Origin of the sequence: Daejeonella sp. (genome assembly GCF_030695525.1) — a bacterium.
Lineage (GTDB): Bacteria > Bacteroidota > Bacteroidia > Sphingobacteriales > Sphingobacteriaceae > Daejeonella.
Genome location: NZ_JAUYSS010000006.1, coordinates 44,270 through 51,076 on the forward strand (window position 1 = coordinate 44,270; position 6,807 = coordinate 51,076).

General features: G+C 40.1%; 7 protein-coding genes. 4 read left to right on the forward strand and 3 right to left on the reverse strand.

The annotated features are described in order from the left end of the window. Position 1: 1 nt before the first annotated feature. Positions 2 to 883, forward strand: a complete 882-nt coding sequence (locus tag Q8S11_RS00440) for a polyphosphate kinase 2 family protein (RefSeq protein ID WP_305660099.1) — start codon at positions 2 to 4, stop codon at positions 881 to 883. Between the two features lie 182 nt (positions 884 to 1,065). Here the strand turns inward: Q8S11_RS00440 and Q8S11_RS00445 are convergent, their stop codons facing one another. Genes Q8S11_RS00445 through Q8S11_RS00455 form a run of 3 tightly spaced genes read right to left on the reverse strand, consistent with a single transcriptional unit; the run spans position 1,066 to position 3,374 of the window. Continuing rightward, complete coding sequence (locus tag Q8S11_RS00445) at positions 1,066 to 1,362, reverse strand: GNAT family N-acetyltransferase (protein ID WP_305660100.1); 297 nt, start codon at positions 1,360 to 1,362, stop codon at positions 1,066 to 1,068. A 46-nt stretch (positions 1,363 to 1,408) separates the two neighbouring features. Continuing rightward, the gene (locus Q8S11_RS00450) at positions 1,409 to 2,191 is read right to left on the reverse strand and encodes an amidohydrolase (protein ID WP_305660101.1); all 783 of its coding nucleotides are present in this window, start codon (positions 2,189 to 2,191) and stop codon (positions 1,409 to 1,411) included. Between the two features lie 40 nt (positions 2,192 to 2,231). Next, a complete protein-coding gene (locus Q8S11_RS00455; RefSeq protein ID WP_305660102.1) occupies positions 2,232 to 3,374 on the reverse strand; it encodes a methionine aminotransferase in 1,143 nt (380 codons plus the stop codon). Positions 3,375 to 3,473: 99 nt separating this feature from the next. On the opposite strand from Q8S11_RS00455, the gene Q8S11_RS00460 reads away from it, so the two are divergent. Genes Q8S11_RS00460 through Q8S11_RS00470 form a run of 3 tightly spaced genes read left to right on the forward strand, consistent with a single transcriptional unit; the run spans position 3,474 to position 6,568 of the window. Beyond that, entirely contained in the window at positions 3,474 to 4,244 is a 771-nt protein-coding gene (locus Q8S11_RS00460; protein ID WP_305660103.1) for a queuosine precursor transporter, read from the forward strand. Between the two features lie 56 nt (positions 4,245 to 4,300). Then, complete coding sequence (locus tag Q8S11_RS00465; RefSeq protein WP_305660104.1) at positions 4,301 to 5,419, forward strand: dienelactone hydrolase family protein; 1,119 nt, start codon at positions 4,301 to 4,303, stop codon at positions 5,417 to 5,419. Beyond that, positions 5,420 to 6,568: a S9 family peptidase gene (locus Q8S11_RS00470; protein WP_305660105.1), complete on the forward strand. Its 1,149-nt coding sequence runs from the start codon at positions 5,420 to 5,422 to the stop codon at positions 6,566 to 6,568. It abuts the gene before it with no gap. The last annotated feature ends 239 nt before the right edge of the window (positions 6,569 to 6,807 follow it).

Sequence of the window (6,807 nt, forward strand, 5' to 3'; positions counted from 1 at the left end):
TATGGATGCTATCATTAATCAGTTCAAAATTACAAAAGGCGCACCATTCAGCCTGAAAGAACATGATCCCGGATTTTCCGGAGATTATAAAAAAGATAAGGCCATTAATCTGCTTGAAGAACTGGGGGCTGAGATGGCCAATTTGCAGGAGGAAATGTATGCTCTTAATAAAAACTCTCTCCTTATTATTTTTCAGGCAATGGATGCTGCCGGAAAAGATAGTGCAATAGGACATACTATGAGTGGTTTAAACCCACAAGGGTGTCAGGTTTATAGTTTTAAACAACCCAGTGCCGAGGAACTGGATCATGATTTTATATGGCGCCATTACAAAGCTTTGCCTGAACGTGGCCGGGTTGGGATACACAACCGTTCCCATTACGAGAATGTATTGGTTTGTAAGGTTCATCCTGAATATGTTCTTAATGAGGGAATTGCAGGAGTTGAAAGTCTGAAAGATATCAATGCAGCATTCTGGGAAAAGCGTTTTGAGAGTATCCGGGACTTTGAAAAGCATCTCAGCAGGAATGGTACAGTAGTTATAAAGTTTTTTTTGAATGTTTCAAAAGAGGAACAGAAAAAGCGATTTCTTGAAAGGATTGATCAACCTTTGAAAAACTGGAAATTTTCCTCAGCCGACATTGATGAGCGTCAAAAGTGGGATCAGTATATGATTGCTTATGAAGAGGCTATTAAAGCTACCACCGAAGAGCATGCCCCATGGTACGTTGTTCCTGCGGATAAAAAATGGTTTACCCGAATTGCAATCAGCAGGATCATTGTAGACACATTTAAAGAAATGAATATGAAACTGCCTGAGCTTTCAGAAGCTGAAAAAGCCCGGCTTGAGGAATGCAGGAAACGACTGACAGATGAAAAATAATACCAGAATCCAAAGTCACTAGTGTCCGGGAAAGCCTGAAAAGGAACCTCATTTTGCTTGTCTAATAATTTTGATAAAACAGGAGGGCATACTTTTAAAAACGTTAATAAATTCTCGTTTTAAAGTCATAGATGGCACATTTGACTAAAAATTTACTTTAACTGGTAAACAATGATCCAAAATTATCCAAGATCTTTTTGGATAAGCACATCCCTGAATTCCGGAGTACTCTCAATCAAGTCTTTTGCAAAGGGACAAAGCGGTACAATTTTAATATTTTTTGCTCTAGAGTAATTTACTGCGGCCTCAATCAGGCTGTTTCCTATTTTCATTCCTTTTAATTCTATTGAAACATTGGTTTGATCCAGAATCAGTTTATCAGCTCCTGCAAAGCTATAGCTTAACTCTGCAAGAACTGAATTGTTTTCTTCAACGTAAAACGAGCCTTTATGGGCATTCTCACTATGTTTTATTTCCATTGTCAGGACTTAGCAGGAATCTTTTTGTTTGAAAATTCAGGATTGCTTATTTTATATTTATTTTGAACTTGTCGGCATCTTTCAGGAAAGGGAATGTTTCCCTTGCAGCAATGAGATCTTCTTTGTTTATTGAAAATGTATAAAGATCCTCATCATTGGGTTTGTAATAGATCACTTTACCGTTAGGGTCAATACACATCGAGTCACCGGAATGGTAGATTTCATTGCCATCATGTCCCACCCGGTTTACAGCAACAACAAATGCCTGGTTCTCTATAGCTCTTGCCGGTATAAGCGTACGCCAATGCAGAGAACGGCGTTCAGGCCAATTAGCTACAATCAGGAGCATGTCATATTCTTCATCTTTATTTCGGAGCCATACAGGGAAGCGGAGATCATAACAGATCATCGGACAAATTTTCCAGCCATGTAATTCTACAAATAGTTTTTTATTTCCGGCTGAATAGTGTTGGTCTTCTTCGCCCAAACCAAAAAGGTGCCTTTTATCATAATAGTCATAAGTGCCGTCAGGACGCATCCAGATCAAGCGGTTAAAATATTTTTTATCCTCCTTAATAATGATGCTGCCGGTTAAGACACTGTCAAACTTTTTTGCATGCTGATGCATCCACTTCATTGTTAAACCATCCATTTCTTCGGCAAGATTCTCAGGATTCATTGAGAAGCCAGTGCTGAACATTTCAGGCAGCACAATGAGGTCGGTTTTTTCACGTATTGAGGAAAGTCTCAACCCAAGGTTTTGAAGGTTTTTTTCAATGTTCTCCCAGAAAAGGTAAGCCTGGAAGGTTGTGATTTTTAGCGTATCCATTCAATGATATTCATACGTAAATGTTCCGATTTGGTTGCTGTTAAATCTGAGCTAACTTAATAACGGCCTTTTCGAGGGTTTCTTGCTTTTTGGCAAAACAAAAGCGTAAAACCCTGTAATCAGTTCCCTTACTATAAAATGCAGAAACAGGTATAGTGGCTACACCAAATTCCCTGATTATCCTTTGCGCCAGATCGGTATCCCCTTCGTCACTTATCCTGCTATACTGTGCCAGTTGAAAATATGAACCGTAACATGGAAGAAGGTCAAACCTTGTCTCTTTCATTAAGTTATAAAAATAATCTTTCTTAGTCTGAAAAAAACCGCTGATATCCAAATAATTACGTTCATCTAATAAATGATCGGAGATGGCATATTGTACTGCCGAGTTAACACTGAAGACTTCAAACTGATGAACTTTACGGAATTCTTTCATCAACCACTCAGGTGCCAGACAATAGCCCACTTTCCATCCTGTGGTATGTAACAGTTTGCCAAAAGAGGCTGTAATAAAACTTCTTTCCATTAGTTCGGGGTATTGCGAAACACTAAAGTGCTTCGTCCCATCATAAACCAAATGCTCATACACTTCGTCACTAATGATCAGAATATTACTATCTCTTGTAATACTGATCAGTTCTGCCATATCCTCTTCAAGAAGGGTTTTTGCCGTCGGGTTATTAGGAGTATTGATGATGATCATTCGTGTCTTCTCATTGACAAGCTGCCTGACTTCCTCCCAGTTGATGGTATAATCTGGAGCACTTAGTTCTACAGATCTGACTAGCCCTCCAAACAGAACAACAGAAGGTGTATATGAATCATAAGCAGGCTCAAAAATAATTACTTCATCACCTGGCTGTATTACACAGGCAATCGAAGTAAAAATCGCTTGTGTACCACCCGCAGTAATGGTTATTTCAGTATCAGGATTATACTTTGCCAGATGCAACTTTTCCTGTTTTTCAGCGATTCGCTCTCTCAGTGAATAGAGGCCCGCCATTGGAGCATACTGATTATGCCCCGACTTCATATAATGATTGACCAGCTCAACCAATTGTGCTGAACATTGGTAGTCGGGAAATCCCTGAGATAAATTGATGGCTTTATACTCTGTAGCCAGTTGAGACATTATGGTGAAAATTGTGGTGCCTACCTCCGGCAATTTGGATTTTAAGTGCATATTAAAATCTAAATTAGATATTTTTAATTTTCCTGATTTAGAATGTTTTATAATTCTATGGATTTAATTATTATTTTGATTTCAAATTGACAAGTATAAATGACCTATAAAAGCAAAGAAAGTCGACTTTTACTCGTTCTGGGCACATTCCTTGTGGCCAATGCTATTCTAGCTGAGTTTATCGGGGTTAAAATATTTACTGTTGAGGGTTCTCTGGGTATGGAGAAATTCAATATAGATATGTTCGGCGTTCCTGACCTCTCTTTTAATATGTCTGCCGGGGTAGTAACCTGGCCGCTTATATTTATCATGACAGATATTATCAATGAGTACTTTGGGGTAAGACAGGTTCGATTTCTGTCCATATTAGCTGCAATATTGATTAGCTATGCTTTTATAGTAGTTGGTTTTGCAATGGAACTGGTTCCATCCGGCTTTTGGGTCAATCAAACTATTGATGGAGTGGATGTTAATATGAACGCAGCCTTTAATGGAATTTTCGGACAGGGGATGTGGATTATTGCCGGTTCTATTATCGCATTTCTGATCGGACAAATGGCAGATGTAATTATTTTTCAACGTATAAAGAAGCTTACTGGTGAGCGTTTCCTGTGGTTAAGGGCTACCGGTTCTACCCTGGTATCTCAATTGATCGACAGTTTTGTGGTTATCTTCATCGCATTCTATCTTAATCCCCAATATAACTGGAGCTGGCAGATGGTTGCAGCCATCGGATTGGTTAATTACACCTATAAATTTATAGTTGCGATACTGATGACCCCATTTCTTTATGGCGTACATAAACTGATAGATAAATTTCTCGGAAAAGATCTTTCTGCAAAGCTTATTTCGGAAGCCACAAGGGCCTAAAGACTTATATATGAAGATATTATATTAAGAAATTTTCAAACTAAATTAAAGGTGAAATGAAATTTTACATTCTCTGTTTATCGTTATCAATCCTGATTCTATCCGGGATTTCTAATTCTGTAGCAGCACAGGAAGTGCTTTGGAAAGAACAAAAAGCCTGGGAAGAAGTTCCTGAATATTACCAAAAATGGAATTATCCGGATTTTAATTTTCCTTCCACTTTGCCTGCCTGGAAAAATGACAGGCTTAAGGTGGCTGCTACCCTGGAGCGTTTGCTCGGTGATATACCTGCCCGTCCTAAAGATCTGAAAGTAAAAACAATTTTTCGTAAGCAGATGAACGGCTATATACTTGAAAAATTTCTGATTGATAATGAAGTGGATGGCATGATTCCGGGATACCTTGCTATTCCAACCAATGTGAAAGGTAAAGTGCCGGTAATCTTGGGAATGCATGGACATGGTAGCAGTAAGGACAATGTTTTTGGATCTAATTCTGGTACGGCTCAGGATGTATTGGCCCTGCTGATATCAAAGGGATATGCAGTAATGGCTATCGATAGTTATTTTAATGGTGAACGCCGTGGAACAGGTCCGGCCGGAGCACGCGAAACCCAGTCCAAAGGCCCTGATCAGGAAACTTCAACTTTTAAGATCAATCTATGGTTTGGCCGCTCCTTATGGGGCATGCAAATCCGGGATGAACAGATCGCTCTTGATTATCTGAATACCAGACCCGAGATTGACTCAGAAAAGATAGGTGTAGAAGGGATGAGTATGGGAAGTACCAGGGCATGGTGGCTGGCAGCACTTGATGAAAGAGTAAAGGTTGTGGTTGGGATCGCTTGCTTTACCAGGTACAAGGAACTTATTGAACAAAGAGAGTTAAAAGCTCACGGTATCTATTATTTTGTCCCTGGTATGTTGCAACACTTTGATACTGAAGCGGTCATGGGACTCATTGCTCCAAGGCCTTTTCTGGCTTTAACCGGAGACAGTGATGCCGGTTCACCCTTAAGTGGCATGAAAACCCTTGAGAAAAAATTAGATACGGTTTACTCACTTTATAAGGAGAAAGATAAGTTCAGGAGTATAATTTATCCTAATACAGGGCATGTTTTCACTGATGATATGAAGATTGAAATGCTCGACTGGTTTGAAAAATATCTCAAATAGATGAAGACTTTAACCATACGTATTATCCAAATTCTGTTCATTCTTCCACTGTTCTATCAAAACAGTACTGCACAAACTGGAAGTAAGGAAACAGCCTGGCAAAAGATTGCGCCGTATTTCTCTAGTCCTGATCAGTTTAAAGATCAATATGGGGAATATCGTTCCCCATTAAAATTTTATGATGGGAGGGAAGTGAAAAATCCTGCTGACTGGAAGAAAAGGCGGATTGAAATCCTTGATCGTTGGAATGGAATGATGGGCAAATGGCCTGCGCTCATAACAGATCAGAAAATGGAGTTTCTGGATACAATCCGCAGGGATGGCTTTACCCAGTATCAGGTCAGGTTTAGCTGGGTGCCCGGTCAGAAGACGATTGGCTACCTTTTGGTTCCTGATGGCAAAGGAAAAAAGCCTGCAGTGATTACTGTTTATTATGAACCCGAAACTGCTGCAGGTTTAGGAAGTCCTGATCTTCCTGATCGGGATTTTGCCTATCAGCTTTGCAAAAGGGGATTTGTGACACTTTCTTTAGGTACAACAGAAAACACGAATTCCAGAACTTACTCAATTTATTACCCGGGGATTCAAAATGCAAGTGTTCAGCCATTATCGATGTTAGCTTATGCTGCTGCGAATGCCTGGAATGTGCTTGCTAAAGTTAAGAATGTTGATTCGAAACGGATTGGTATTATGGGTCATTCTTACGGAGGAAAATGGGCAATGTTTGCCTCCAGTCTGTATCAGAAATTTGCCTGTGCGGTTTGGTCGGATCCGGGTATTGTTTTCGAAGATTCCCGCGAATCTATTAATTATTGGGAACCCTGGTATCTGGGTTATCATCCTCAGCCCTGGCGAAAAAGAGGATTAATCACCGAAGAAAATCCCGCACAAGGCTTATACCCAAAACTTATATCAGAAGGGTATAATCTTCAGGAATTGCATGCACTCATGGCTCCACGACCGTTTCTCGTTTCGGGAGGATCTGAAGATCCTGCAGATCGCTGGATCCCACTGAATCACGCCGTCTCTGTTAATAATTTACTGGGCTACAAGCATCGTGTTGCAATGACCAACAGACCCGAGCATACCCCGAATCCGGAGTCTAATGAAGTGGCTTATGGGTTTTTGGAGTACTTTCTGAAGAAGTGAGATATGAAGGTTTAGCCCGGCAGCAGAATTGAAACTCTTGCCATATTTAGGAAAGAGGGTATTTTCTTAATGATTGTTTATTTTATTCTCGGGTATAAAAGTATCGCTCAATAGGGCCCGCCTTTAGGCGGGTTGTAACCGGCGTGATTCAATTTGGGCTTCAGCCCCACATATAGCAGGTTAGAAAATAACGTAAACCGGTGCTTCAGCGCCGACAACATTTAATCGGGCTGAAGCCC